Source organism: Fontimonas thermophila (assembly GCF_900113085.1).
Lineage (GTDB): Bacteria > Pseudomonadota > Gammaproteobacteria > Nevskiales > Nevskiaceae > Solimonas > Solimonas thermophila.
In genome coordinates, this window is the sequence record NZ_FOOC01000009.1 from 54,947 (window position 1) to 80,219 (window position 25,273).

Annotated in this window: 18 protein-coding genes; 4 read left to right on the forward strand and 14 right to left on the reverse strand. The window is 64.7% G+C overall.

The window, feature by feature from the left end; translation table 11 throughout:
• Positions 1-5: 5 nt before the first annotated feature.
• The 5 genes from BMZ48_RS09520 to BMZ48_RS09540 form a co-directional block, all read right to left on the reverse strand.
• On the reverse strand, positions 6-1,784 hold the full coding sequence (locus tag BMZ48_RS09520; RefSeq protein WP_091534346.1) for a patatin-like phospholipase family protein: 1,779 nt from the start codon (positions 1,782-1,784) through the stop codon (positions 6-8).
• A 190-nt stretch (positions 1,785-1,974) separates the two neighbouring features.
• Entirely contained in the window at positions 1,975-2,901 is a 927-nt protein-coding gene (locus BMZ48_RS09525; RefSeq protein ID WP_091534348.1) for a fatty acid desaturase, read from the reverse strand.
• A gap of 179 nt (positions 2,902-3,080) precedes the next feature.
• On the reverse strand, positions 3,081-5,009 hold the full coding sequence (locus BMZ48_RS09530) for a M2 family metallopeptidase (RefSeq protein ID WP_234981590.1): 1,929 nt from the start codon (positions 5,007-5,009) through the stop codon (positions 3,081-3,083).
• Positions 5,010-5,039: 30 nt separating this feature from the next.
• Positions 5,040-6,539 carry a peptide MFS transporter gene (locus BMZ48_RS09535; RefSeq protein WP_091534351.1) on the reverse strand — a complete coding sequence of 500 codons (1,500 nt, stop codon included), beginning with the start codon at positions 6,537-6,539 and terminating at the stop codon, positions 5,040-5,042.
• A 113-nt stretch (positions 6,540-6,652) separates the two neighbouring features.
• Positions 6,653-7,132, reverse strand: a complete 480-nt coding sequence (locus BMZ48_RS09540) for a DUF4112 domain-containing protein (RefSeq protein ID WP_091534354.1) — start codon at positions 7,130-7,132, stop codon at positions 6,653-6,655.
• A gap of 104 nt (positions 7,133-7,236) precedes the next feature.
• Between BMZ48_RS09540 and plsB the strand changes: the two genes are divergently transcribed.
• The 3 genes from plsB to BMZ48_RS09555 all read left to right on the forward strand — a co-directional run bounded on the left by plsB (position 7,237) and on the right by BMZ48_RS09555 (position 11,567).
• The gene (gene plsB / locus BMZ48_RS09545) at positions 7,237-9,732 is read left to right on the forward strand and encodes a glycerol-3-phosphate 1-O-acyltransferase PlsB (protein WP_091534356.1); all 2,496 of its coding nucleotides are present in this window, start codon (positions 7,237-7,239) and stop codon (positions 9,730-9,732) included.
• A 101-nt stretch (positions 9,733-9,833) separates the two neighbouring features.
• Complete coding sequence (bamJ, locus tag BMZ48_RS09550; protein ID WP_091534358.1) at positions 9,834-10,556, forward strand: BamJ family beta-barrel-assembly machinery protein; 723 nt, start codon at positions 9,834-9,836, stop codon at positions 10,554-10,556.
• Positions 10,557-10,685: 129 nt separating this feature from the next.
• On the forward strand, positions 10,686-11,567 hold the full coding sequence (locus tag BMZ48_RS09555; protein WP_091534360.1) for a crotonase/enoyl-CoA hydratase family protein: 882 nt from the start codon (positions 10,686-10,688) through the stop codon (positions 11,565-11,567).
• Positions 11,568-11,639: 72 nt separating this feature from the next.
• Here the strand turns inward: BMZ48_RS09555 and BMZ48_RS09560 are convergent, their stop codons facing one another.
• The 7 genes from BMZ48_RS09560 to BMZ48_RS09590 all read right to left on the reverse strand — a co-directional run bounded on the left by BMZ48_RS09560 (position 11,640) and on the right by BMZ48_RS09590 (position 22,023).
• Positions 11,640-14,201 (reverse strand): CaiB/BaiF CoA transferase family protein, encoded by a 2,562-nt coding sequence (locus BMZ48_RS09560; protein ID WP_091534362.1) that lies wholly within the window; start codon positions 14,199-14,201, stop codon positions 11,640-11,642.
• Positions 14,202-14,308: 107 nt separating this feature from the next.
• On the reverse strand, positions 14,309-15,409 hold the full coding sequence (locus tag BMZ48_RS09565) for an amidohydrolase family protein (RefSeq protein WP_091534365.1): 1,101 nt from the start codon (positions 15,407-15,409) through the stop codon (positions 14,309-14,311).
• Between the two features lie 157 nt (positions 15,410-15,566).
• On the reverse strand, positions 15,567-18,143 hold the full coding sequence (locus tag BMZ48_RS09570) for an efflux RND transporter permease subunit (protein WP_091534368.1): 2,577 nt from the start codon (positions 18,141-18,143) through the stop codon (positions 15,567-15,569).
• Positions 18,140-19,276 (reverse strand): WD40/YVTN/BNR-like repeat-containing protein, encoded by a 1,137-nt coding sequence (locus BMZ48_RS09575; protein ID WP_091534372.1) that lies wholly within the window; start codon positions 19,274-19,276, stop codon positions 18,140-18,142. The genes BMZ48_RS09570 and BMZ48_RS09575 overlap by 4 nt, the downstream gene beginning before the upstream one ends.
• A gap of 128 nt (positions 19,277-19,404) precedes the next feature.
• Positions 19,405-20,607 carry an acetyl-CoA C-acyltransferase gene (locus tag BMZ48_RS09580; RefSeq protein WP_091534375.1) on the reverse strand — a complete coding sequence of 401 codons (1,203 nt, stop codon included), beginning with the start codon at positions 20,605-20,607 and terminating at the stop codon, positions 19,405-19,407.
• A 136-nt stretch (positions 20,608-20,743) separates the two neighbouring features.
• On the reverse strand, positions 20,744-21,199 hold the full coding sequence (locus BMZ48_RS09585) for a MaoC family dehydratase (RefSeq protein ID WP_091534377.1): 456 nt from the start codon (positions 21,197-21,199) through the stop codon (positions 20,744-20,746).
• Positions 21,200-21,237: 38 nt separating this feature from the next.
• Entirely contained in the window at positions 21,238-22,023 is a 786-nt protein-coding gene (locus BMZ48_RS09590; RefSeq protein ID WP_366450517.1) for an SDR family oxidoreductase, read from the reverse strand.
• 156 nt (positions 22,024-22,179) lie between these two features.
• Between BMZ48_RS09590 and BMZ48_RS09595 the strand changes: the two genes are divergently transcribed.
• Positions 22,180-23,829 (forward strand): SulP family inorganic anion transporter, encoded by a 1,650-nt coding sequence (locus BMZ48_RS09595; RefSeq protein ID WP_091534508.1) that lies wholly within the window; start codon positions 22,180-22,182, stop codon positions 23,827-23,829.
• On the opposite strand, the gene BMZ48_RS13190 is transcribed toward BMZ48_RS09595, so the two are convergent.
• Both BMZ48_RS13190 and modC read right to left on the reverse strand, forming a co-directional pair.
• Positions 23,778-24,011, reverse strand: a complete 234-nt coding sequence (locus BMZ48_RS13190; protein ID WP_091534380.1) for a CopG family transcriptional regulator — start codon at positions 24,009-24,011, stop codon at positions 23,778-23,780. The genes BMZ48_RS09595 and BMZ48_RS13190 overlap by 52 nt on opposite strands.
• A 193-nt stretch (positions 24,012-24,204) precedes the next feature.
• A complete protein-coding gene (modC, locus tag BMZ48_RS09605) occupies positions 24,205-25,272 on the reverse strand; it encodes a molybdenum ABC transporter ATP-binding protein (protein ID WP_091534382.1) in 1,068 nt (355 codons plus the stop codon).
• Position 25,273: the final 1 nt, after the last annotated feature.

Consider the following 25,273-nt stretch of genomic DNA (forward strand, 5'->3'; position numbering starts at 1 on the left):
GCCTCTCAGCCGAACAATCGGTCACGCTGCGGCTGTAGCTGCTCCAGCGCATGGCGGTAGCCGCGCTCGACGAGCTCGTCGAGTCGCTTCCAGTCGAACAAAGCGACACCGCCAACCGGCATACGCAGATAGACATCGGCGCGTGCGGCGCGCTGTGCAGTGCCGCTTTCGCTGGTCAGCGTCGCGGTCCGGAAAATGATCGAGAACAGCCGCGGCCGCTGCTCGTCGTCACCCTTGAGCTTGAACAGGCCTTCCGGGTCCGGACCTTCGATGCCAGGCGCAGCGATACCGCCCTCGGTGCTGACGTCGGAGGCGACGATCGGTCCGCGTCCCAAGGACTGCATGACATCGGTCGGCAGGTTGTTGATGACACCGCCGTCGGCGAGCAGCTCGCCTTTCCAAACCACGGGCGGCGCGACCCCGGGTACCGCCATGCTCGCAGCCACCCACAGATACAGCGGCCCGCTGTCGTGCACCACCGCGCAGCCGCGCGTGAGATTGGTCGATACGCAGAAAAAACTCTTGCGCAGATGTTCGATGCGCCGGTCATCGAAGATCTCGTGCAGACGATGCACGAATTTGCGGCCGCGGATCAGCGCGACCGTCGGGAAGAGATAATCGTTGAGGTAGTTGTTGACGACGAAGGTCTCGCGCGCGATGTGGATCATCTCGGTATGGTCGTAACCGCAGGCGATAAGTGCGGAAAAAAAAGCGCCCATGCTCGATCCGCCGACGACATCGACCGGAATCTGGAGTTCGCGCAGCGCCCGCACCAGGCCGATGTGAGCAAAGCCGCGCGCGCCACCGCCGCCGAGAACCAGGCCGATACCACGGCCGGTGAGCTGACGCGCGAGACTGGCAAAGTCATCGCGATGCTGGTGGCGTACGAAATAGTGCGATTGCGCACCCAGACGCTCGCGCCAGGCCATCACCGCAGGTGCATCCACGCCCTCCGGCCACAGCAAGAGCAAATCCACCGGCGCGCGCGTCCCACAGCGCCGCAGCTCATCGCTCATCGCACTGGCGGTGGATGGCGTGCGCGCATCGACGACGAAAAGAATGCGGTCAGCCTGGCGCATGCAGCGCCGCGCCCATGGATCGGGCGTCGCATTGGCGACGTAGATGAGAGATTCACGCTCGCGTTCGAGCCGGTTGAGGTGCTCGACCAGTCGCTGATTGGCAGCACCACTGTCGATGCGCGCCTGCGCCGCGCCGGCGCCGAGCGCTTCGTCGACGGCGTGTGCATCGATCAACGTGGGCGCACAGTAGCGGTGCATCGCATCGGCGAGTTGCCGCGCGATGGCGTGGGCATCGACCTCCGGCGTGGCCGGGACGATGGCGAAACTGTGCGCTTCCTTGCGCTGTCGCTCGAGGGTGCGTGCGCGCTGGTTCTGGCGCATCCGCCGGATGATCACGCGCGTGATCTCGATCAGCGCATCGGGGTGGCGGCCAACGACGGCGTACAAATGCGCCGCAGGGATGCGGATCAGCAGGCTGTCGCGCACGGCGTGTACCGTGGCGGCGCGCGGTTCGCCGGACAGTGCGCCGATTTCGCCGATCGGTTCGAGCCGGCCGATCGTGCCCGCGACGATACCCTCGGGCAGTACGGCGCACAAACGGCCCGTCGCGACGATGTAAATGCTATCCGACGGTGATCCGCGTTCGAACAAGACGCGCCCGCTGGCGATTTCGACCAGCTCGGCCTGCGCGGCGAGTGCATCGAGCGCCGCTGCCGTCAGGCGCGCGAACAATGGGCATTCGGCGAGAACGCTGCGTGGATTCATAAGGCTGGGCGCAGTCTACTCCGAGCGCGTCGCGGCATGACACATGACGTCAGCGTCCCGGTTGCGCCGTCCACCCCGTTCCTGTGCGGCATGGACACCCCACCGCATCTGGCGCATCGCCGTCTGCACGGCTTGCGATCCGCAATCGGGTGATCGCGGCTGTATCTTCCGCGGAGACAATCACTCAGGCTCAGCCCCGCACGCCCGGTTCAGCAACGCCCAACGGCCGTGGTGCTCCGGCGGGATAAATCACCGGCTGGATCGCCAAACCGTGCTGCACGACGAGATCATGATCCGTCAGCAAGGGCGCGATGATCCGCCAGATCCGCTCGTTGTTGTAAAACGGCGCCGTCGGGAAGAGATGGTGGACCAGGTGATAATGCTGGCCCTGCAGCAGCGGCCCGAGCAGACGCTCATAACCGAAACGCATCGTCGTCGCCCGGGTGAAATTCTCGTCCTGGCTGACGGTATGCGGCACGTGGGGCAGCCAAAAGAAAGAAAAGCCCAAGGCGAGCTGAATCAGCCGCGAGGGAATGAACCAGAGCATCAGCACCTCGAGCCCGTACCCCGCGAGCGTGAGGACGACGATGAGTCCTAGACTTATCGCCGCCATCCACAGCGAGCGCCGCAGATAGGGCGCCGACGTGGCATCGCCATGGCAGACGGCGTGCCAGAAGTAGGCGAGATCGATGAACATCCAGCGCAGCGGCAGCGTCCACGTACGGCCATGGAAAGCGCGGTCCGGATCACCGGGCCCGCTGGTGTGCCGGTGATGCAGGCTGTGGCCCCAGCGAAACAGGCGCAGATCGACGTAAGGCACGACCAGCAGCACCCCGAGCTGGGCGATGGCGTCGTTCAGACCACGGTGACGGGCGATCGCCCGGTGAATGCCGTCGTGTGCCACCGCAAAAGCCACGTAGCCGACCACGGTGTTGAGTATCAGCCCCACCCACAGCGGCAGCCCGCCGAGCGCGGCGGTGACGTAAACGCCCAGAAACGTCGCTGTGAGCACGGCCCATAGCGTCACCGTCGGCCAGGCTATACCGTCCATATGCGTGAGCCGGGCGAGTGCCGCCCGATCCTCGGCGGACAAGCGTTCCACGGGCAAGCGCAACATCGCCGCACCCCTTTAGGACGACCCCGTGCAGGGCATGCTGCATCACCCGGCCCACGCCGGCAAGAACGGCTGCCGGCGGGTGTCTTGCACAGACAGCTTCCTCCGCTTGAACCCGGCAGCCGCCCAAGCAGGGCGCGCGTGTACTGGTCAAATGCGTTGTCGGTCGTGTCGTACGCGCGCTACGAAGCTGCATCCGCCTGCCAGCCGCAGGACAGCCCTTTGTTCTGTTCGGCGAGATAGTCCATCAGCGGCGAGAAGTATTCGATCAGCGCGGCGCCATCCATTTCGCGCGTACCGGTGAGCTTCTCCAGCGTCTCCGGCCATGGCCGACTCGCGCCCTGCGCCAACATGTCCATGAACCGCCGGCCGGCCTCGCGGTTGCCATAGATGTCGCATTCGTGCAGCGGCCCTGCAAAGCCCGCGGCATCGCAGAGTGCCTTCTGGAACTGGAACTGCAGGATGAAAGCAAGGAAATACCGTGTGTACGGCGTATTGCCCGGGATGTGGTACTTGGCGCCGGGGTCGAAATCTTCCTCGGACCGCGCCAGCGGCGGGCTCACGCCCTGATACTGCGCGCGCAGCGCCCACCAACTGGCGTTGTAACGCTCGGGAGGGATTTCGCCGGCAAACACCTTCCAGCGCCATTGATCGACGAGCTTGCCCCAGGGCAGGAACACGATCTTGTCCAGCGCCCACTTCATCTGCGCATTGATCACGGCCTTGGGGTCGGTCTTCTGCGCCGGAACGAGGCCGATCTTGTGCAAATGCGCCGGGGTCAGGGACAGGGTCACGGTATCGCCGATCGCCTCATGGAATCCGTCGTGCGCGCCGGCCTGGAACAACGGCGGCAGGGGGTTGTACATGAGGTAGTAGTAGATGTGCCCCAGTTCGTGGTGGATCGTCGTCAGCTGGTCTTCGTCCGGCTCGATGCACTGCTTGATACGCACGTCGCCCTGCATGTTCATGTCCCAGGCGCTGGCGTGGCAGACGACCTCGCGGTCGCGCGGCTTGAGCAGCAGCGAGCGCTCCCAGAACGTATCCGGCAGCTTGGGGAAGCCGAGCGAGGTGTAGAAGTCCTCGGCCATCTTCGTCATCTTCACCGCAATCGCAGCGTCGGCCCGGTGTTCGAGCTCGGCGAGATCGCGCGCACTGGGTTTGCCCTTGAACTCGGCGAGCAAGCGCTGGTATTCGGCCGCGCGCTGCTGTTTGAGCGCCGAGGTCACATCCAGCGAACCCACACCCGGATACGGTTCGACCAAGGGATAAATGTTGCTCCACTGCTGCGCCCACATGTTGCCGAGCAAATGGGCGGGGATGAGCCCGTCCTTGGGGACGACCGCATCGCCGTAGCGGGCGTTGAGCTTGGCGCGCACGTGGCAGTGCAGCGCTTCATACAGGGGCTTGACCTGCGTCCACAGGCGCTCGACTTCCGCTTCGAATTCGGCCGGACTCATGTCGTAGCCGGCGCGCCACATCTCACCGAGATTGGCGAAACCGAGCTCGCGCGCGCCCTCGTTGGCCAGCGTGACGAAGCGCTGGTAGTCGGCGCGGATCGGCCGTGCGGTCGCATGCCAGCCGGCCCAGGCTTCGGCGCGTGCCGCCGGGGGCTGCGCCGGATCGTTGATGATTTTTTCGATCTCCGGCAGGCTCAGACACGCACCATCCGGCCGGCACCATTTGCCGGCGCCGTAGTTCGCTTCCATCTTCGACAACAGCTTGGCCAGCTCGGCGCGCCGGTCGGGATCGCTGGGCGCAGGGTTGGCGGTGGACAGCTTCAGCGCCAGCAGCGCGCGCTCTGTGTCTGGAGAAGCCTCGACCGCATTGAAGCGCTTGGCCTCCTGCACCTTGCGGCTCAAGTATTCCAGCCACTGCTCGTTGGCGCGCGCGGCGAGCATCTGCGTGTCATCGGTGATGTACGTGGCCTGTGCCCACTGCGCGGCATTGAGATACGGCAGCAACCTGCGGTAGTCGTCATTGACGCCGGCGATGAAGGCATCGGCCTCGGCCGCGGTCGGCTCTTCCGGTGCCGGCGCGCTCGCGGGCTGTTGCTTGGCACAGGCGGACAGACCCAGCGCGAGAACCACTGGGTAGATCATGGTCTTGTGCATATCCACATTCCCCTCATACGGTGCGATGGCTCACTGTGCGGCCGTGCCCATCATTCTCTTGATGACGCCACTGAACAACAGCAGCACGATGCCGGCGGTGCCGCCGATCAGTGCCATGTTCAGGAACTGACCTGGCATCGCCTCGATGCTGCCGGCGCCAACGTGGCCACCGATCAGGCCGGCCGCGAGATTGCCGACCGCGGCGCCCAAGAACCACGTCCCCATCATCTGGCCAACGTAGCGCGGCGGCGACAGCTTGGTGACGTTGGACAATCCCACCGGCGACAGACACAGCTCACCGGTCGTATGCAGCAGATAAGTCAGCAGCAGCCAGGTCGGCGCGACCTTGCCGCCGCTTTCGATCGCGAGCTCGGCCGCCCACATCAGCACAACGAAACCCAGGCCCAGCTGCACCAGACCCAGGCCGAACTTGGCCGGTGCCGAAGGATCGAGATTGCGCCTGCCCAGCGTCACCCACAGCCAGGCAAAAAATGGCGACAGCAAAATGATGAAGAGCGGATTCGCCGACTGATACCAGGATGCCGGATGTACGCCGTCCGGGAAGAAACCGCCGAGCGCGCTGCGGTCGGTGTAGTCCTGGGCAAAGAGATTGAACGTCGTTGCTGCCTGTTCGAATCCGGCCCAGAACAGGGCCGCGCACAAAAAGAAGATCGCGATGACCGCAACGCGCCCACGCTCTTCGCGTGTCAGATCGGCAAAGAACAGCACATAACCGAAGAACACGAAGGCCAGTGCCACCATCCCGCTGCCGACGATCTGCGCCAGCTCGGTGATGCCGAGCGGAATCACGCCGGCGTACAGCAACCCGACCAGCACGATGAGCAGCGCCGCGGAGAGGGCGAGCAGCTTCCAGTTACGCGCGCGCTCGGCGGCGGTGGCCGCGTGCGGTTCCAGACCGGCGTCGCCCAAGTAATGTTCGGTGAGCTTGTACTGCAAAAGACCCAGACCCATGAACAAGCCAGCGCAGAAAAAACCACCGCGCCAGGACCATCCCTCGCCGATCGTGCCCGCGACCAGCGGCGCGATGAACGCGCCGAGATTGATGCCCATGTAGAAGATCGAAAAGCCAGCATCGCGGCGCGCGCCCGGCTGATCGCGGTACAACTCGCCGACGATGGCCGAAATGTTCGGCTTGAGCAGACCGACACCGACGACGATGATCGCCAGGCCCAGATAAAACACCGCCGGCGGCGCCGGAATTGCCAGCGTGAAATTGCCGATCATGATCAGCACGCCACCCCAGAACACCGCCTTGCGCTGGCCGATCAGACGATCGGCGATCCAGCCGCCGGGCAGCGAGAACAGATAGACCGCGCCGGTATAAAGGCCGTAGATCGCGCCTGCAGTTTCGCGCGCGATGCCAAAGCCCGGGTTGTCGGCGGTCGCCGCCGCGGTCAAGAACAGGATCAGCAGCGCCCGCATCCCGTAATAGGTGAAGCGCTCGAAAAACTCGGTCATGAACAGCGTCGCGAGGCCGCGCGGATGCCCGGCCCAGGTTTTCTCGGTCATTGGCTCTGGCCTTTGATGTGATCGATACGCCCGCTGCTGCGCCTGCCTCCCGCCAGCTGCAGGCCACAGCGCCGGCACTATGCCGCCGCAGCGAAGTCCCGGCATCCGGGAAATTACCCAGTGCCCCAAGTCCTCCACAACCACCCTGCACCCCATGCCGCAAGTGCAAGCAGCGCGAGCGCAAGCGCGGCGCGCAAAGCGCCTCGCCACCGAGGCGGAGGCGGCGGTGGATCGAGCAGACGCGCAAGATGGGCATCGAGCAGTCGCGCATTGCGCCGGTTGGACTTGAATGCGAAATCGAAGGCATCACCGATCACCGGCACGGCACCCACCACGGCATCGAGTGCGACGTTGCCCAGCATGCGCACGAACAGCGAAGCCGGCGCGCGCAGGCGCACTGCCTCATAGAGCAGCCATAGCCCGAGCAGCAGACCGACGGCATCACCGGCGATCGGCAACAGCCCGATCAAGGCCTCGACACCGATCCGCACGTGCGTACCGGGAATAGCGATGCCACTGTCCAGCCAAGTCGCGAGACGGCGAATGCGCTGGCGCGCCGCATGCACGGCCGCGGTTTGTGACTCATTTGCCATCGGATGGCCTGGGTTACACTTCCGCGATAAAACCTATCGAGATGGCGGGACACCGGCCATCCCGGCGCCAAAATTTGCACTCGCGGGACTGTATCGAGAAACTCATGCGCGCGCTGCTCAACCGGGCCTTGTATGAATTCGTATGGTGGCTGTTCCGGCCGTTCAATGGCCTGATCCGCTACCGCACGGCTCCGCATCCGCTCGCGGAGAGCCTCAAACTCGATCCGGCCAAGCCCGTGGTCTATGTGCTCGCCAACCGTTCCTGGGTCGATTACTTCGTCCTCGAACGCATCTGCAAGGATATGGGCCTGCCCAAGCCCAATCGCACCGGATCCAATTTTCCGACACCCGAACGCGCCGGTGTGGTGTACATGCCGGCACTGCTGGAAACACGTGTGCGCAATACCGAGCTCTTGCAGCTCATCGAAACCGGCGTGGCGACACGCTCGTTCGACGCGCAAATCGTGCCGGTGTCGATTTTCTGGGGGCGCGACCCCGACAAGGAAACGAGCTGGTTCAAGCTGATCTTCGCCGACAGCGTCCAGGCCGGACGCGTCCGCAAGTTTTTCATCATGATCGCCAACGGCCGCAACGTGTTCGCGAACTTCGCCATGCCGCTGTCGTTCCGCGAGCAGATGGACAAGGGCCCGGACTCGACCACGGCGATCCGCAAACTGATCCGTGCGCTGCACTTCCATTTCCTGCGCGCGCGCACCGCCGCACTCGGCCCGACGCTGCTGCGCCGTCAGGTGGTCATCGAGTCGCTGCTGGGCAGCCCGGTCGTGCAGCGGGCGATCGAGCGCGAGGCGGGCACGACGCTGACGCTCGAAAAAGCCCAGGCCTATGCCCGCAAATGTGCCGAGGAAATCGCCGCCGATTATTCCACGGCGAGCATCCGCTTCCTCGAACGCTTTCTGACCGTCGTCGTCTTCAAGCGCGTGTTCTCCGGCATCGACGTGCGCGGGCTCGAACGCGTGCGCGAATGGGCACAGCAGTATGAGATCGTCTACATGCCGGCCCATCGTTCGCACGCGGATTATCTGCTGGTGTCGTACTCGCTGTATCACGCCGGGCTGGTGCCGCCCCACATCGCCGCCGGCGTGAACCTGAATTTCTGGCCGGTCGGCGGCCTGCTGCGCCGGTGCGGCGCCTTCTACATGCGCCGCAGCTTCTCCGGCGACCGCATCTACACCGCGGTGTTCCGCGCTTATGTCGATTCACTGATCCAGCGCGGCTATTCGATCGAGTTCTTCCCCGAGGGCGGACGCAGCCGCACCGGCCGTCTGCTCGCGCCCAAAACCGGACTGCTGTCGATGGTGGTCGAGGCCGGCCTCAAGCAGACCACGCGCAAAATCCTGCTGGTGCCGGTTTACATCGGTTATGACCGCTGCTGGGAAGTGGGCAGCTACGCCAAGGAACTGCGCGGCGCCCAGAAACAGAAAGAGTCCGCCGAAAGCCTGCTCAAGGCCGGCAAGATTCTCGGCAAGTCCTACGGCAAGGCCTATATCAACTTCGGCGAACCGATCCATCTGCAGGACTACGCCGACCAAAAACTGCCCGGCTGGCGCGAGTATTTCGCTGCCAATGCCGAGGGCGCGCCCGAGGGCTTCAAGCGCTTCGTCAACGATCTGGCGCTGGAAAACGCGCGCCGCATCAACGAAGCTGCGGTCGCCAATCCCACAGGGCTTGCCGCCGTCGCGCTGCTGTCCTCACCGCAGCGCGTCGTCTCGCAGGATGAATTCGTCGAGCAGATCGGCCATCTGATCTGGCTGCTCAAGGGCAATCCTTATAGCGAACACCAGTACATTCCGGAAACCGCACCGCGCACGATCGTCGAAAGTAGCCTGCCGATCGCCCGCATCGCCCGCGTGCCGCACGCCTGGGGGGATCTTTTTGGCATCGCCGCACGCGACGCCGTCGCTCTCACGTATAACCGCAACAACATCCAGCATCTGTTTGCGATCCCCTCGCTGATCGCCAATCTGTTCCGCACGCGCCTGCTACTGTCCGACGAGGTGATCGTCACCGGCGTGCGCGCGCTCTATCCGTTCCTGCGCACCGAATTCTTCCTGCGCTGGGCAACGGATGAAACCGAGAGCGTCACCCGGCGCTGGATCGAGGTCATGGTCCAGCTCGGTCTGCTGACGCGCGAGGGCGAGCGCCTGCGCCGGCCCGATGCCGGAGATCCCGCCTATTCGACGCTGGCCATGCTCGGACGCGTACTCGGCGAGACGCTCGAGCGCTACTGCATGACCGCGCTGCTGCTCGCCGAAGAGCGGCGGACGCATCAAGAACTCAAGCGCGAACGCTTCGAGGAAGACTGCCGCCTGATGGCCGAGCGCATGGCCATCCTCACCGGTCGCGATGCACCGGAATTCTTCGACAAGGCACTGTTTCGCGGCTATCTCAATACCCTGATCGAGATCGGCCTGGTCACCAAGACCGGAGAGCAGGGCTTGCAGGTGGACGCACGCATCGAGCGCATCGCCGAGCGCTCACAGGAGCTGCTGTCCGACGAATCCCGGCAGATGCTGCTGCAGCTGCTGTCGCGCCGCAAACAGCCGGAGAGCACACCCGCCCAGCGCGGCGGCCCGGCTTAAGCCCGCGCAGCGAACCGGACATCCCCAAACGGCGACACAAACGGCGCTATAATCAAGCCGACCGGGGCACTTTCTGCCCCTTTTTCATACCCGGGAATCCCATGAATACACGTATTCGTTTTGCTGCGACCGGCATCGTCCTGGCGCTGGTCGCGGGTTGTGCCAAGAAGGAGGAAAACGCCAGCGCCACGGCACTCGACACCGACGCGCAAAAATTCGGCTACGCCATCGGCGTGGACCTTGGCCGCTCGCTGCAGCCGGTCAAACAGGATGTGGACATCGCCGCGCTCAAGGCCGGACTCGACGATGTTTTCGCCGGCGCTACGCCCAAGCTCGATGATGCCGCGCGTGAGGAAATCAAGAACACCGTCGCGCGCAGGATGCAGGAGCGCCAGCAGCAGGAGCGCGCCGCGCAGGCCGAGAAGGCCAAGGCCGAGGGCGAGGCCTTCCTCGCCGAGAACGCGAAGAAACCCGGCGTGAAGACCACGGCTTCGGGCCTGCAATACGAAGTGCTGACCGAAGGCAAGGGCGAGCACCCGACCGCTGAAGACCGGGTAACCGTGCACTACCGGGGCACGCTGATCAACGGCGAAGAATTCGACAGTTCCTACGCCCGCGGCCAGCCGGTGACCTTCCCGCTCGCCAACGTGATCCCGGGCTGGACCGAAGGCGTGCAGCTGATGACCCCCGGCTCCAAGTACAAGTTCTACATCCCGTCGAATCTCGCCTATGGCGAGCGCGGTGCCGGTGTGAAGATCGGGCCCAACGAGACCCTGATCTTCGAAGTGGAGCTGCTGTCGGTCGAAAAACCCGACAAGAAATAACCCGGCGAGACGTCATGCAACAGGCGGCCGGCTCTTGCCGGCCGTTTTTTTGGCGCGCCGCCGGATCCCGCGCATGCGCTGCGATCCTTGCGGCACAATGGCCGCACACCCTTCTCACCGCACGCTTCCATGGCCTATCGCACACTCGATTGGACGCTCTCCGACGGCATTCTCACCCTCACGCTCAACCGCCCCGACCAGCTCAATGCGTTCACCGTCGAAATGGCGAACGAGCTCGAGGATGCGTTTGGGCGTGCCAGCGCTGATCCAGCGGTGCGCGCCATCATCGTCACCGGCGCGGGACGCGCATTCTGCGCCGGCATGGATCTGAACCGCACCGGCAATGTCTTCGGCCTGGACGAGACATTGCAGCCGACCTTGGCCGACATGGACGAGCGCCTGGACGATCCGGCGATTCACAGCGGCGTGCGCGACACCGGCGGCCGCGTGACCTTGTCGATCTTCAATTGCACAAAGCCGGTGATCGCCGCGATCAACGGGCCGGCCGTCGGCATCGGCGCGACGATGACGCTGGCGATGGACGTGCGTCTGGCGTCCGAGAAAGCGCGGATCGGCTTTGTCTTCGGCAAGCTCGGTATCGTCCCGGAAGCGTGTTCGAGCTGGTTTCTGCCGCGGATCGTCGGGCTTTCCCAGGCCCTCGAGTGGTGTTACCGCGCCGACCTCCTCGATGCGGAAGAGGCGCACCGCGGCGGCCTGGTCAAAGCGGTATTGCCGGCCGACCGGCTGTTGCCGGAAGCCCATGCGCTGGCGCGCCGCTTCGTCGATCAGCGCTCGCCGGTGGCGATCGCGCTGACGCGCCAGATGCTCTACCGCAATGCCGCCCAGCCGCACCCGCTGGCGGCGCACAAGATCGATTCGCTGGCGATGTTCTACACGAGCCGCCAGGACGGCAAGGAAGGCGTGCAGGCCTTCCTCGAAAAGCGCACGCCGCGGTTCACCGCCACGGTCCCGGACGACCTGCCGCCGTTCTACAAGGAGTGGGCGAAGTAGCGGCGCGGCCGCCTCGCAGCATGAGCCCGGGGTGCGGCGAAACCGGCGCCGCACCCCGGAGCCTACGGGCCTTTATTTCTTCTTCGCCGCCTGCTCGAGCATCCCGGCCATGCCGGGCTTGGGCGCGGCGGCCTGCGTCGCGGCCGGGCGCGGCGGCATACGCGGCATGCCGACGAAGCCGATGGCGAACTGCTCCTCCATCTGCTGCATCTGCTCTTCGCTGTAGCCCATCGTGGCCAGAATCTCCTTGGTGTGCTCGCCCACCAGCAAGGGCCGGCCCTGGATGACGCCCGGTGTGTCGGACAGATCCACGAGCAACCCGATCTGGTCGAGCTTGCCGACGACGGGATGCGGGTAGGACACCACCCACTTGCGTTTCTGGAATTCCGGATCGTCGTGCAGGCGGCGGGAGAAAGTCTCATCGACGATCTCGCAGGGCACGCCGGCGGCATCGAGCTCTTTGAACCACTCCTCGGCACTGCGCGTCTGCAGACGCCCGGCGATGAAGCTCGCCAGCTGTTTGTCGTTCTTCTGCCGCGCCTCGAAGGTCGCGAAATGCTCGTCGATGGTCAGCCGAGGCGCGCGCAGCACCGCGAACAAGGCGTCCCAGTGCGCCTGCTCGACCAGCACGAAGCACAGCCAGCGGCCATCCTTGCACCGGTAGATGCGATGGCCCGCGGAATAGCCGACCTGATCGCCGCCGATGCGCGGACGCTCGAATCCGGAGCCGTCGGGCCTGGCCACGGCGTAACTGGTATTGAGCAGCGCGGCGTTGATGATCGAGGTATCGACGAACTGCCCCTGCCCGGTCTTGTCGCGGTGGTAGATCGCGTTGATGACCGCGATCGCGGAAAGAAAGCCGTTGCCGGTGTCGCCGAAGCTGGTGAAGCTCCACAGCGGGCGACCGATTTCGCCGTTGTCCCCGACGCGGCCCATGCCGCCGTCCTCGTACTGAATGCCGGACAGACAGGCGCCGGTCTGGTCATTGCCGGGCAGGCTCTGGCGCGGCCCGCGCTCAAAACCGCGCGTGTGGCAGTAAATCAGCCGGGGGTTGATTTTCTTGAGCGATTCGTAATCGATCTTCAACCGTTCGGCGGCGTCGTAGCGCATGTTGTGGTGAACGACGTCGGCCTGGGCGACGAGGTCCAGAAAGATTTTCATCGCCCGCGGATCCTTGAGGTTGAGCGTGATGCTCTTCTTGCCGCGGTTGGCCATATAGGCGATGTGCACGCGGTGCCAGAACAGATCGTACAGGCCGTTGATCTTGATGACCGTCGCGCCCATGTCCGAAAGCAACTGCGTGCCAAACGGCCCGGCGATGGCCAACCCCAGGTCGAGCACGGTGATGCCTTCGAGCGGCGCCTTCAGATCGCCCTTCTTCTGCGCGGCCGTCGCTGCCTTGGCTTCGGCGATGATCTTGGCCGCCTCGGCCTTGACCTCGTCGGTATGGGCACCGGGCGCCACTGGCGGATGCCCCGGCTGCCCTTGGGTCAGGCTCATGTTGTAGGCATTACCGACGGCGCGGATCGTGCCGAGCTCGGGATCCTGCATTTCGGTCACGCAACCGTCGGCAAGAAACGCCGGATCGGCGAGCGATTCCTCGATCGAGCGCACCGGCTGCATCGTCATCTCGGCGATGGCCGCTGCCTCGATCCAGTCCTTCACCGGGAATTTGGCGACGGCTTCGGCAAGTAGCGGCTGGTAGTGCGCCATCACCAGGATTTCTTCCGGACCGGTGCCAAAGCGGTCCGGATCGTTCTGGACCGTGAGGTCGGGCGTGGCGTTGAGGGTATCCCCGGCCGCGGCCTGCAGAATGAAGCGCGGATTCGGCACCCAGTTGTGCAGCCACTTGCCGTCCTTGGCCTGGAAATGCCCTTTGGGCGACTTGGAATTGAGGATCCAGGTGTCGAACCCGGGGGCATCCGGCTTTTCGGCGCGCTGCCAGACGCCGGCGGCAGCAGCGAGCGCGCCTTGCAGCAGCGAGGTCTCGACCCATTGCCCGCGGCCGTTGATCTCGCGCGCCCGCAAGGCCGCAGCGATGCCCAGCGAGGCGTTGAAAAAGGCACCCAGACTGGGCCAGTGCGAGGCGACGAACAGCGGCCCTTCCCGCGGCGCGCCCTGCACCCAGTCCTGCGGAATCTCCAGATCCGGATACGGATCGGGCAGCCCGCTGATGTGGCGGAGCGCGCCTTCCGGCCAGCCGCGCTGCTCATACATCAGTCCGGTGCGCGCCTGCACCAGCGCGTCGTACGCGGGCCGCTGGCTGTGCGCGTTGTCGCGGCCGTAGCCGGTGATCGAGCAGTAGATCAGGCGCGGATTGAGTTTGGAGAGCGTGGCGTAGTCGATGCCGAGCTTCTCGGTCGTGCCGGGCGAATACGACTCGACGAGGATGTCGGCAACCCGTGCGAGCGCAAGAAAGGTTTGCCGGTCCTCATCCTTTTTCAGGTCCAGGATCGCGCTTCTCTTGCCGCGCTGCCAGACGCGGTAGCCGAGCTGGTTGCGGAACGGATCGCCGCCAGGTGGTTCGATCTTGGTGACCTGCGCGCCGTTGTCGGCGAGCAGCATCGTCGTCATCGGACCGGCAATGCCCCAGCTCAGATCGAGGACTTTGAGACCTTGGTAAACGCCTGCCATTTTCTCAACCCGTGTGACGTAAAGACGAAAAGCCGTGCGCCGCCGGATGGGAGCACGGGGAACTTCTTCGGCGGCTTTCGCGCCGGCCCCTGGCGGGCACGCTGCGCTCAGCCCAGGCCAAAGGTCCGCAGCGCATTGCCGGATGTGATCTTGACGCGGTCGGCCTGCGGAATTCCTGCTTCCTTGAACTGGCTGACGACCTGCTTGCGCGAGTTGGGCCAGCACGTCGCCGGATGCGGGAAATCCGTGGACCAGTACAGGCAATCCGGACCGAAATACTCATAGGCGGCCTTCAGGCCCTTGGGCTCATACATGAACGTGGCCCCGCATTGCAGGCGGAAAGTTTCCGACGGCGGCCGCTTGACGCCAGGGAATTCGTAGTGCTGGTGCATGCGCGGATCGAGCAGGGTCTCGAAGAACCAGGGCAGCCAGCCCAACCCCGGCTCGACGAACAGCACCTTCATCTTCGGATACTTCTCGAGCGTGCCGGTGAGAATCCACATGCAGATCGTCTCGGCCAGCGGTGCCCAGGCCAGCCCGGTGAAAATGCCCTTCTGCGGCGTCGGATCGCGGCGGAACACATCCCACAGCGAGGCACGCAGATCCAGGTGATTGAGGATGACCAGACCGGTTTCCTCGATCGTCTTCCACAGCGGTTCGTAGCGCTTGTCGTAGAAATCCGGCAGCCCCAGGTCGGATGGAAACGGCGTCAGTTGCACGCAACGCGCCTTGCGGTCACGCGCCAGGCGGATGACCTCCTTGACCGCGAAATCGATGTCGTAGAGCGGCAACTGGTAGGCACACATCAGGCGTACCGGGTCGTAGCTGGCGAAATCCGCCATCGCGTTGTTATAGCCCTGGAAGACCTCCTTCCAGTCATTGCCCATCAGATGCGGATTGACGATCTTGGCGCCGGCAATCTCGGGGAAGATCACCTCGGCGTAGACACCGTCACGGTCCATCGCCGCGAGCTTGCCGCGGGGCTCGAAATGACCGGGATCGCGTGCCGCATCCGGATCGACGAAATCTTCCAGCTCGAGATTCTTCTGCCCGCCGCGCAAGACCTTGGCCGCGTATTCCTCGGCCTTGCGGTTGGCTTCGTCCCAGACCGCGTGCAACGGCTTGCGCAACCGCTCCTTGATCCAGTCATCGGTGAAATGGACGTGAGAGTCCACGGATACCAGCTTTTCGGTGGCCAGCTCGGTCATGACGCATCCTCCAGGCACGTTTTCATGCGCTCGCGCACCCGACCTTACGGCCGGCCGCGCGTCGCCTGCATGCCTCAAACGGATGAGTTTGTGAAACCGCTTCGGAAAGGCCGCTACACGCCCGCGCCAGGTGCCAGCCCAACGCGGGTGCGACCGATCAGGCCTGCGGTACGGCGGCCGGCATCCCCGGCGCACGGTCGCGGTAGAACCACGCACCCAACGCCGGCAGCAGGCAGATCGCGCCCAGCACGTTGACCAGGAACATGAAGGACAGCATCACGCCCATGTCCGCCTGGAACTTGAGCGCCGAGAACATCCAGGTCGCGACGCCGACCGACATTGTCACGGCGGTGAACACCGCGGCGCTGCCGCGCTCGACCATCGCGCGCTCAAAGGCCTCGCGAAAACTCACCGAAGCATCCTGCAGATGGACCTGGATGCGCTCGAACAGATACAGACCGTAGTCGACGCCAACGCCCACGCCGAGCGCGATCACCGGCAGCGTCGCCACCTTGAGCCCGATGCCCAGGGTCGCCATCAGCGCGTTGCAGAAGACGGTGACCAAGGTCAGCGGAATCATCACGCAGATCACGCCGATCCATGAGTGGAACGTGAGATAGCAGAACAACACCAGCGAGCCGAAAATCGCGAGCAGCATCTTGACCTCGGCCTCGGCGACGGCCTCATTGGTCGCCGCCATCACACCGACGTTGCCGGAGGCCAGGCGCAGCGTCACCCCCTCCACCGGATTCTCGGCGATGAAGCGCTTGATCTCGGAAACCACGTGGGCGATGGTGTCGCCCTCGTGGTCTTTGGTGAAGATCATGACCTGGATCGCCTTGCAGCCTTCGGTGTTGAACCCGAGATTGGGATCGAAGGCCTTGGAACCCGCCGACAGGCCGACTTGTGTCCGCGGCAGCGCGCGCCAGCGCGGATTGCCCTCGTTGAAGGCCGCGATTACGAGCTTGCCGATACCGCCGACGCTGATCACCGAGTGCACGCCCTCGACACCCTTCATGAACAGCTCGAGACGGTCCACGGTATTGACAACCGGATAATGCAGGCAGGAATCGCCCTCGAAGTCCGGCGCCTCGACGATGACCGTGAGCACATCGACGCCGATGTCATACGTGCTTGCGATCATGCGGCTGTCCCGGTTGTAGCGGGAATCCTCATGCAGTTCGGGGACACCCTGGCCAGAGTCGCCGATGACGAGGTCGCGTGATTTCCACGTTGCCCCCACGAGCAGCGCGATGCTCGCCGCGAACACCACGAGCGCAAAGCGCGGCTCGGCACAGGCACCGATCGCGCGTACCAGGGGATGCCGCTTCTCGACGGTCTGCGTCTCGGCACGGCGCCGCGCCGAATCCTCCAGCCGCAGGTAAGACAGGATGATGGGCAGAATCATCTTGTTGGTGATGATCATCAGCAGCACGCCCAGGCAGGCGGTGATACCCAGTTCGTGCACGATCGGGATATCGATCAGCATGATCACGCCAAACCCCAACGCCTCGGTGAGCAGCCCCGCCGCACCGGGGATAAACAACTTGCAGAACGAGGCGTGCGCGGCTTCGACGGCGTTCTTGCCCGACATCACCTCCATGCGCCAGGCGTTGGTCATCTGCACCGCGTGTGAAACCCCGATCGAGAAGATCAGGAACGGCACCAGGATCGACATCGGATCGATCCCATAGCCGATCAACGGCAAGACCCCGATCAGCCACAGCACCGGCAGCATCGCCACAACCAGTGCCACCAGCGTCACGCGGATCGAACGCGTGTACCAGAACAACAGCAGCGCCGTGATCGCGAACGCAACGCCGAAGAATGCAAACACCCCGAGCAATCCCTTGATGACGTCGCCGAGCAAACGGGCAAAGCCGATGATGTTGATCTCGATGTTCGGGTTGTACTCCGGGTTGTCGACTGTCTCGACGGTGAGCTCGCTGCCCTTGACCTCGAAGGTCTGCTTGCCCTCCTGGCCCGGCACGTCGCGCAGCACCTTGAAGGTCTGCATACCGAGCAGGGCGCCGTAATCGACGTAACCCTCATAGACGATCTCGCCGGCCGCAAACGGCGGGCGGGCCTGCTTCATCCGGTAAACGTATTTGACCGGGCTTTCGTAGCGGCCACGGATTTCCTCGAGCTTGGCCTGCACCTCCCAATAATCGACCTTGATACCGGCCTCGGGGTCGTATTCGTGCAGGTCGGCGCGCACCATCGCGCCCTTGAGATCCCTGGCGACGAGTTGTCCGATCTGGCCGGAGTGCTCGACGTTCTTGCGAACGCGGTCGAGATCTTCCTGCGATCCGGAATAGCGCGCCGGCACCACCGGCTCACCGTTGAAACCGTCCTCGGTGATCTCGATGTAGTAGACGTCGGGCGTGAACAGCGAGGACACGCGCGTGCGGTTGATGCCCGGAATGAAGAAAACCTCGTCGGTGGTTTTCTGCAGGGCGTCCATGAACGCCTTGTTGTAGATATCGCCCTCGCCCTTCCAGCGCAGGTTCACGAGAATCGTGTTTGCGCCGGAGAAGTCCCGCATGTACTGCATCATCGTCTTCATGTACGGATGCTCGATCGGGATCAGCTTGAGAAAACCCGGATCGAGCTGCACACGCGTGGCGCAGACACCCAGCACGATGGTGACGAGCGCGAAGAACACGGCGAGCGGCCGACGACGCCGCAGCAGAAAATCGGCAAAGCGTTCGACGTAATACTCGGTGCGGCTCATGGCGCCTCTCCCTGTGTGGCAGCCGCCCCGGCCGCCGTTTGTATGGCGAGCCCGTTGTCGCCGCCGCCGAGCCAGCGCCCGTCGTCGAGCGGCAACAGCGCGGCGATGGTGTTGCCGGCCGACGGCGTCAGCAGCTCGTAGGTCCGGCCATCGTCACGCGACGACAGCACGGTGTTACCGGCGCCGGCGAGAAACACGCGGTCCTTGGCAACGGCACCGGCGAATAGCGAGGTGGCGACCGGGACTTTCGCTTCCTGCCAGCTCAAGCCGTTGTCCTCGCTGCGGAACGCATGGCCGCGCATCCCGAACGCCACCAGCGTCTTCGACGGCAGGGTGAGCACACCGAACAGCGAACCGGGGTAGATCTCGTCGAGCTGGGTCCAGGTTTCGCCGCGATCGGTGGAGCGCAGCAGCAAGCCACGCTCGCCGACCAGCACGAGCGCGCCATCGGCGGCACGCGCCATGTCGTTGAGGTGTCCGGTACCCCCGAGCGTGCTGCTGTCGAAGTTGGCGAACGGATCGGCATTCGGATCGGTGCTGGCAAACGGATCGGCCGCAGGCGATGTCTGCGCGGCGGCATTGGCGATCACGAGTTCACGCCTGTGCCAGGTCTGCCCCAGATCCTCGGACACCAGGTACAGGCCGAAGGCGCCGAAGGCAAACAGCCGGCCGTCGTAAGGCCCGGCGACACCGAGCAAAGGGTCGCTGCCATCGCCGCCGTAGTGCACCTCGCTCCAGTGCGCGCCGCCATCTGTGCTGCGCACGATCCAGCCGTCGTGACCGACGGCGACGGCCACCCCGTCGCCGACGAAGCGCACGCGCGTGAACGTCGAGCCGCGTTGCGGCTCGACGGACGCGCTGTGCCAGGGGCCTTGCGCGGCATCGGCGATGAGAATCTGGCCTTGTTCGCCAACCGCGATCAGACGCTCGCCCTGGCGGTCCAGCCCGGTCACGAGCAGGCGGTCGGGATAAATCTGGGTCGGCGCAAAAACCGGTTGCGGCCGCGGCGAGAACGAATAAACGGCCGCCACAATCACCAAGGCTGCAACCGCGATCGACGGCCAGGCCGCCCCCCATGCTGCCGCGCGCTGCGCGGTGCGCGGCACCGCCTGCGCACGTGTGTCGTCATTCATGTGTCTCTCCTCGCCGGCCCAGCGATCCGGACCGACGCGTCCGGACCGTTCCCCCTGTCGGGTCCTCGCACCCTGGCTTTCAGTCTGCGCGCGTCCATCGACGCGGGCAACCCGGCTGCGGCGGGGCATCAAACCAGCTCGAACAGGCCGGCGGCACCCATGCCGCCGCCGATACACATCGTCACCACGACGTACCGCACGCCGCGGCGGCGCCCTTCAAGCAGCGCGTGCATGACCATCCGTGCGCCGGACATGCCGAAGGGATGGCCAATGGCGATCGCCCCGCCGTTGACGTTGAGCCGGTCATTGGGAATGCCCAGCCGGTCGCGGCAGTACAGCACCTGCACGGCAAAGGCTTCGTTCAATTCCCACAACCCGATGTCGGCCACCGTCAAGCCATGCTGCGCGAGCAGCTTGGGCACCGCATAGACGGGGCCGATACCCATTTCATCCGGCTTGCAGCCGGCAACTGCGAATCCACGATAGACGCCGAGCGGCGCCAGGCCGCGCCGCGCCGCTTCGCTGCGGCACATCACGAGGACAGCGGCCGCCCCATCGGACAACTGCGAGGCATTGCCGGCCGTGATGAAGCGGCCGGTTTTCACGAAACGGCCGTCCTTCCACACCGGCTTGAGCGCGGCAAGTGCCTCGAGCGTGGTGTCGGGACGATTGCCCTCGTCCTGCGCGATCGTCACGCGCTGTTTCCCGGCCGGCTGGCCATCCTTGTCGAACAGCTGCTTGTCCACCGTGATCGGGACGATCTCTTCGGCAAACGCGCCGGCGCGCTGCGCCGCTGCGGTGCGTTGCTGACTCTGCAGCGCATATTCGTCCTGCGCAGCGCGCGGAATACCGTAGCGTTCGGCGACGATCTCCGCCGTCTCAATCATCTGGATGTAAGCCGCCGGCTGTGCCGCAATCACGGCTTCAGAAAAAAACCGGTAGGTGTTCTTGTGCGCATTCTGCACCAGCGAGATCGATTCGAGCCCACCGGCGACGACGATCTTCTGCTCGCCGCAGATGATGTTCTTAGCCGCAAGCGCGATCGCCTGCAGCCCCGATGCGCACTGGCGATCCAGGGTCATGCCCGGCACGCTGTCCGGCAATCCGCCGGTATAGGCGCAGAGCCGGCCGAGGTTATAGGCCTGCGTGCCCTGCTGTGCCGCACAGCCGATGATCACGTCATCCACTTCGGCAGGGTCGATGCCAGCTCGCGCAACAACCGCGCGTACGACATGCCCGCCCAGCACCGGCGCCTCGGTGTCGTTGAATGCGCCGCGATACGCCTTGCCGATCGCCGTGCGTGCCACCGCGACGATGACGGCCTCGGTCATCGTCCGCCCTCTGCATCCCGCCGCAACGCGCAGCGCACGCTGCTCACCACGCATCCCATCGCCGTTCTCCTGCCGCCGGTTGTGTGCCGGTTGTGTATCTGGTTACGGTACGCAACGCGGAGTCATGCAGCTTCATTCAAAAGTAGTAGCGGGAAAGGGTGTCGGCGATGCACGCCGGCTTGTGGCCGTTCTCGATCTCCACGGTGACGCGAATCGTCGCCTGCACGGCGCCATCCTTGGTGCGCTCCGCGGCGATCAGCTCGCCGCGCCCGCGGATGCGGCTGCCCACCGGCACGGGCGCCGGGAAGCGCACCCTGTCGCAGCCATAGTTCACGCCCATTTTCATCCTGACGTCGATGATCTCGGGCAAGAAGCGCGAGATCAGCGACAGGGTCAGATACCCATGCGCGATGCAGGCACCGAACGGACCCGCCTTGGCGCGTACCGGATCGACATGGATCCATTGATGATCGTCGGTTGCGTCGGCAAACCGGTTGATGCGCTCCTGGGTGATCGTCAACCACTCGCTCACGCCCAGCGGCTGACCGACGGCGGCCAGCAAAGCGTCTGCGGTTTCAAACACGGCGGGCATGCATCCTCCCTCAAACAGACGGCAGCGCAAAAAACGCTTCAAGCCCTCTGGCTCGACGCGGAAATCACCTCGCCGACGAGATACGAGGCATAGTCGGACGCCAGAAACACGATCACGTTGGCGATCTCCCAGGCCTCGGCGCCACGGCCGAAAGCCTCGCGGCTGGCGAGCTCCTGGAGCAGGGACTCTGGCGCACTCTTGCGCAGATGTTCGTGGAACACGATCGACGGCGACACCGCATTGATGCGGATGCCATATTCGGCGGCCTCCAGCGCCGAACAGCGGGTCAGGGCCATGACGCCGGCCTTGGCCGCCGCGTAGTGCGCTTGCTCCTTTTGCGCGCGCCAGCCGAGCACGGAAGCGTTGTTGACGATCGCCCCGCGTCCGCGCGGCTGCATCTTTTTGAGCATCGCGCGGGTCATGCGGAAGGTGCCGGTGAGCGTCACGTCGATGACCTTGAGCCACTCTTCGTCACTCATGTCGACGACACGCCGGCTTCCACCGAGCCCGGCATTGTTGATCAGCACATCGACACCGCCGAGTTGGGCTTCCGCCGCATCGACCAGCGCCTGCACCTCCGTTTCCTGGGTGACATTGCACACCTGCGCATACACCTGCGCCTGAGGAAACGCGCGCGCCAGCGCCTGCGCCGCTTCCTCGGTGCGGCGCGGATGCATGTCGGACAGCATCAAGCCCCGCGCACCCTCTTCGAGGCAGCGCTTGGCCGTCGCAAAACCGATACCGGCACCGGCCGCGGCGGTGATCAGCACGGACTTGCCGGCCAGCAGGCCGTGCGCAGGTACATAAGGCGGGGGCGGAACGATTTTCACGAGTCTGCGATTCGATCTTCGGACCGAGAGCAATCGCAGTGTGCCGGCGTGCGCCGGATCCGTCCTCAGCCGGATAGACGAGCCGAGATCCGGCAGGACATGAACATCATGTGTTAATATTCTGCACATCGAGTGCATATCGGGCCGCTGATGATCGCGATCGTAGAGGCCACGCGCGCTGGCTTGTTGCGCCGCGAACACTGGAGCCGCAACATCGTGGCGGGCATCATCGTCGGCATCGTGGCCTTGCCGCTGGCCATGGCATTCGCGATTGCCTCCGGCGTGCGTCCCGAACGGGGTATCTACACGGCGATCGTGGCGGGCCTGACCGTCTCACTGTTCGGTGGCTGTCGCATCCAGATCGCCGGTCCAACCGGCGCTTTCATCGTGATCCTCGCCGCCGTGACTGCGCGCCACGGCGTCGATGGCTTGCTGCTCGCCACAGCAATGGCCGGTCTGATCCTGATCACACTCGGCCTGGCCGGTTTCGGCAGCGTGCTGCGCTTCATCCCCGATCCAGTCGTCACCGGCTTCACGGCAGGCATCGCCGTGGTGATCTGGATCGGGCAATGGAGGGACTTCTTCGGCCTGCCCGCAATGGTATCTGGCGAACACTTCCATGAGCGCCTGTGGGCACTGCTGAAGACCTTGCCGCACCTTGATCTCCCTACTACGACGCTTGCGCTCGGAAGTTTGTTGATTGCCGTCTACGGCCCACGCATCCCGCACCTGGCACGCATACCGGGCCCCTTGCTGGCGATGGTGGTCGCCACCACGGCCCAGACAGTGGCCGGTCTGGACAGCGTGGCTACCATCAGCAGCACATTCGGAGCCATTTCAAGCGAATTCCCAATCCCGTCCCTGCCCGCCATCAGCTTCGATCGCATCGTCTCGCTGCTGCCCTCGGCATTCACAATCGCCATGCTGGGCGCGATCGAGTCGTTGCTGTCCGCAGTGGTCGCCGACAACCTGGCCGGCACACGGCACGACTCCAATCAGGAATTGATCGGCCAAGGCATTGCCAACGTCATTGCGCCGATCTTCGGGGGTTTTGCCGCTACCGGCGCGATCGCGCGTACCGCCACCAACTTCCGTAACGGCGCCACCAGCCCGCTGGCTGGCATCGTCCATGCATTGACCCTGCTCGTGATTTTGCTCGTATTGGCACCGCTGGCCGGCCGCATTCCGCTGTGCGCCTTGGCCGCGATCCTGTTCGTCGTCGCGTGGAACATGAGCGAAACACGCCGCTTCCTGGAAATGGTACGCACCGCACCAGGCGCAGACGTCGCGATTCTGCTGATCACGTTTCTGCTTACCGTGTTCGCCGATCTCGTGATCGCCGTCAACGTCGGTGTGATCCTGGCCATGCTGCTGTTCGTGCGGCGCATGGCCAATGCCGTCAAAGTACGGCGCCAGACCGATACAGAGCTGGACTCACAACGAGCTCCAAACGTGCCTCCAATCACGGATGACGTCGCCGTGTTCGTGATCGAAGGACCCCTGTTCTTCGGAGCAGTCGATCAGCTCGAGCAGGCGCTCGATGAACTGACGCATCAACCGCGCGCAGTGATCATCCGGCTACCCCAGGTGCCGTTTCTAGACATCACCGGGATCCAGGCGCTGGGAACCGAAATACAGGCCCTGGAGAAGCGCGGAGTGCGCGTAGCGCTGACCGAAGCGCGCAGCAATGTGCTGCGTAAGCTGGTCCGCGCTGGCCTGATTCGCAAGTCAGCGCACCCGTTGCGCTACTACCGCACGTTCGCCGACGGTCTCGCGGATCTCGTCTCGGTAACGCCGTGAGGCTCGGAACCTCGCCCCTGGGGTTTGCTCGAATAAGTGACCCCATGCGCCGCGAGGTAATCGCGGATGAGCTGGCGAACCACTTGCGAGGGCGTGAGATCCTGTTGTGCACAGAGCCGCTCGAAGGCTTTTTTCTTCTGCGGGTCAATGAGCAGCGTCAGTCGTGCGGTCTTGGATTCCATGTGCCGATGCTAGCATGCAGTGCGCATCGGGTTAACACATGCTCCCACCTTCCCGGGCCAGGGGCATCATCCACGAAAGACCGCGCGCCTGACACAACCCGAGCGGTGTATCCCCAAACCCACCACCGCTGCCGCCCGTCCGCTTGCGGCGATTCGTCGCGCACTTCTGGCCAAAACGTCGGGATTCAATCCATCACAGCATCAAGGCGGCCGACTTGACCTGTACCCACACCTCCTGCCCGACGGCCAGCTGGAGTGCCGAAGCCGCGCGCTGGGTCAGCCGGGCGAGCAGCAGGGACGGCCCCACCCGAACGCGCACCCGCATCAAACTGGGGTGCTCGTCCTCGCCGATCGCGTCCACCGTGCCGCGCAGCACGTTCTGAATGCTGCTTATCCCCGGTTCTCTGGCCAGGCTCACATCCCGTGCCAGCACGCGCAGGCGCAGGCGCTCTCCGGTGGCGTGACCGTCGTCGCGCACCCACAGGCTGCCGCCGGCGAACTCGACGCGCGCCAAGTGCCAGTGCCCGTCCCGTTCCACCACCGTGCCCTCGAGGACGACCCCGACGTCCTCGCCAAGGCGGACCGGCCAATCGAGGCGCGTCAGCGTTTCGACCAGCGCCCCGCTCATCAGCACCCGCCCCCGCTCCATGACCACCATGTGATCGGCCAGCCGCGCGACTTCTTCCGGCGCATGGCTGACATAAAGCACCGGGATATCCAGCTCATCGTGCAGGCGCTCGAGGTAGGGCAGGATTTCCTGTTTACGCTGGAGATCGAGCCCGGCCAGCGGCTCATCCATCAGCAACAGGCGGGGACTCACCGCCAGCGCGCGGGCCATCCCCACCCGCTGGCGTTCGCCACCGGAAAGCGCGTCCGGCTTGCGGTCGAGCAAATGGCCGATGCCCAGCAACTCGATGGCGTGGTCGAGACTGACGCGCTGCGGCTTGCCGCTGCGCTTCATGCCATAGCGCAGGTTGCCGAGCACAGTCAGATGCGGGAACAGGCTGGCCTCCTGGAACACATAACCGATGGGTCGCTTGTGCGTCGGCACCCAGCGTTCGGTGTCCTGCCAGACCTCGCCATCGACAACGAGCCGCCCCTGTGGCGCGCGTTCCAGACCGGCGATGCAGCGCAAAAGCGTGGTCTTGCCGGCCCCCGAGTGGCCGAACAAGGCGGTTATGCCGCGCCCGGGCAGCGCAAGATCCACGTCGAGGGAAAAACCCGGCCGGTCCAGCCGGAACCGCGCGTCGATGCCCGCCATC

Coding starts and splice junctions, on each gene's coding strand:
- BMZ48_RS09520 (WP_091534346.1), bottom strand. CDS start 1,784: ATGAATCCACGCAGCGTTCTCGCCGAATGCCCATTGTTCGCGCGCCTG.
- BMZ48_RS09575 (WP_091534372.1), bottom strand. CDS start 19,276: ATGAATGACGACACACGTGCGCAGGCGGTGCCGCGCACCGCGCAGCGC.
- BMZ48_RS09525 (WP_091534348.1), bottom strand. CDS start 2,901: ATGTTGCGCTTGCCCGTGGAACGCTTGTCCGCCGAGGATCGGGCGGCA.
- BMZ48_RS09570 (WP_091534368.1), bottom strand. CDS start 18,143: ATGAGCCGCACCGAGTATTACGTCGAACGCTTTGCCGATTTTCTGCTG.
- BMZ48_RS09555 (WP_091534360.1), top strand. CDS start 10,686: ATGGCCTATCGCACACTCGATTGGACGCTCTCCGACGGCATTCTCACC.
- BMZ48_RS09580 (WP_091534375.1), bottom strand. CDS start 20,607: ATGACCGAGGCCGTCATCGTCGCGGTGGCACGCACGGCGATCGGCAAG.
- BMZ48_RS09530 (WP_234981590.1), bottom strand. CDS start 5,009: ATGCACAAGACCATGATCTACCCAGTGGTTCTCGCGCTGGGTCTGTCC.
- bamJ (WP_091534358.1), top strand. CDS start 9,834: ATGAATACACGTATTCGTTTTGCTGCGACCGGCATCGTCCTGGCGCTG.
- BMZ48_RS09540 (WP_091534354.1), bottom strand. CDS start 7,132: ATGGCAAATGAGTCACAAACCGCGGCCGTGCATGCGGCGCGCCAGCGC.
- modC (WP_091534382.1), bottom strand. CDS start 25,272: ATGGCGGGCATCGACGCGCGGTTCCGGCTGGACCGGCCGGGTTTTTCC.
- plsB (WP_091534356.1), top strand. CDS start 7,237: ATGCGCGCGCTGCTCAACCGGGCCTTGTATGAATTCGTATGGTGGCTG.
- BMZ48_RS09560 (WP_091534362.1), bottom strand. CDS start 14,201: ATGGCAGGCGTTTACCAAGGTCTCAAAGTCCTCGATCTGAGCTGGGGC.
- BMZ48_RS09535 (WP_091534351.1), bottom strand. CDS start 6,539: ATGACCGAGAAAACCTGGGCCGGGCATCCGCGCGGCCTCGCGACGCTG.
- BMZ48_RS09595 (WP_091534508.1), top strand. CDS start 22,180: ATGATCGCGATCGTAGAGGCCACGCGCGCTGGCTTGTTGCGCCGCGAA.
- BMZ48_RS09565 (WP_091534365.1), bottom strand. CDS start 15,409: ATGACCGAGCTGGCCACCGAAAAGCTGGTATCCGTGGACTCTCACGTC.
- BMZ48_RS13190 (WP_091534380.1), bottom strand. CDS start 24,011: ATGGAATCCAAGACCGCACGACTGACGCTGCTCATTGACCCGCAGAAG.
- BMZ48_RS09585 (WP_091534377.1), bottom strand. CDS start 21,199: ATGCCCGCCGTGTTTGAAACCGCAGACGCTTTGCTGGCCGCCGTCGGT.